This is a genomic window from Sphingobium sp. DC-2 (assembly GCF_000722555.1).
Taxonomy (GTDB): domain Bacteria; phylum Pseudomonadota; class Alphaproteobacteria; order Sphingomonadales; family Sphingomonadaceae; genus Sphingobium; species Sphingobium quisquiliarum.
Genome location: NZ_JNAC01000140.1, coordinates 1 through 918, shown reverse-complemented (window position 1 = coordinate 918; position 918 = coordinate 1). Strand labels below are relative to the sequence as shown.

General features: G+C 62.1%; 4 protein-coding genes. All 4 read left to right on the top strand.

What is annotated here, in order from left to right; genetic code table 11:
* A partial coding sequence (locus ET21_RS27940) for a DUF3768 domain-containing protein (protein ID WP_156022505.1) occupies window positions 1-108 on the top strand: 108 nt, incomplete at its 5' end.
* 11 nt (window positions 109-119) lie between these two features.
* A complete protein-coding gene (locus ET21_RS0123055; protein WP_030541545.1) occupies window positions 120-407 on the top strand; it encodes a hypothetical protein in 288 nt (95 codons plus the stop codon).
* Window positions 404-670 carry a hypothetical protein gene (locus ET21_RS0123050; RefSeq protein ID WP_008831641.1) on the top strand — a complete coding sequence of 89 codons (267 nt, stop codon included), beginning with the start codon at window positions 404-406 and terminating at the stop codon, window positions 668-670. The genes ET21_RS0123055 and ET21_RS0123050 overlap by 4 nt, the downstream gene beginning before the upstream one ends.
* Before the next feature lie 12 nt (window positions 671-682).
* The gene (locus ET21_RS0123045) at window positions 683-892 is read left to right on the top strand and encodes a hypothetical protein (protein ID WP_004213310.1); all 210 of its coding nucleotides are present in this window, start codon (window positions 683-685) and stop codon (window positions 890-892) included.
* The last annotated feature ends 26 nt before the right edge of the window (window positions 893-918 follow it).

Genomic DNA, 918 nt, shown 5'->3' with positions numbered 1-918 from the left:
CTGCATAGGATCTATTACGACCGCGATCTTGAATTTGGCAGCGCCGAACCGTGGAATCCCGATGCCACAACCCGCGTGCTCACCATTCTCCTAACCAGTGAATATTGAGGGAGGCCATCATGACCAAATCGCCCCCGGTTATCGAGCTTAGCTGGCGTGATGAGAATTATGGTTCCGTCTGCGCCGTCGCCGCTTTCCGCAACTATGCGGGCACACTGGATTGGAGCGACCGCACCCACCAGCGGTTTCGCGGATGCCTGAAACGTGCAGGCTTCGCGTTCCATTGGGGGCGATGCAGCTATATCGCCACCAGCGGCACCCGCGAAGAGAGGCAGCACGCCCTTTGTGACGAGCTGGCCCGCGCAGGATTCCAGATCGACAGCGGCGACGTGAGGGCAGAGGCATGAACCGCGAACGCCGCAAGCAGATCGCCGCCGCCCGCGTGCTGATCGACAAGGGCAAAGCCCTGTTGGATGAGGCGCGCGACATGCTTGAAACCGTCAAGGATGACGAACAGGCCGCCCGCGAGAATCTACCACCCAGCCTTGAGGACAGCGAACGTGCGCAGGCGATGGACGCCGCAGTTTCCGAACTGGAAAGCGCGATTTCAGCCCTTGAAGACTTCGACGCCGACGAGATCGGCACAAACCTCGACACCGCCAGCGAATAGGAAGGATTGACCATGCAACCCATGCGCCACCTAGATCGAGACACGCGCCGCGCCCGCCTTCTGGCGGCGCGCACGCGCCCCGTCGGCGGCATCAACCGGCGCGGCATCTTCACCGGCCATTGGGACGGCGGCGATGTTGTGCGCCAGTTTCGCGGCGACAACGGATCATGGATCGGCCTTGCCGCCTACAAGGCGAAAGAAGAGCCGGAGCCGCAGCCATGAAAATCAGCAACACGGCGAGCGCCGTT

What these genes read in the sequence shown, in the direction of transcription:
- ET21_RS0123055 (WP_030541545.1), top strand. Translation starts at nt 120, where the DNA reads ATGACCAAATCGCCCCCGGTTATCGAGCTTAGCTGGCGTGATGAGAAT.
- ET21_RS0123045 (WP_004213310.1), top strand. Translation starts at nt 683, where the DNA reads ATGCAACCCATGCGCCACCTAGATCGAGACACGCGCCGCGCCCGCCTT.
- ET21_RS0123050 (WP_008831641.1), top strand. Translation starts at nt 404, where the DNA reads ATGAACCGCGAACGCCGCAAGCAGATCGCCGCCGCCCGCGTGCTGATC.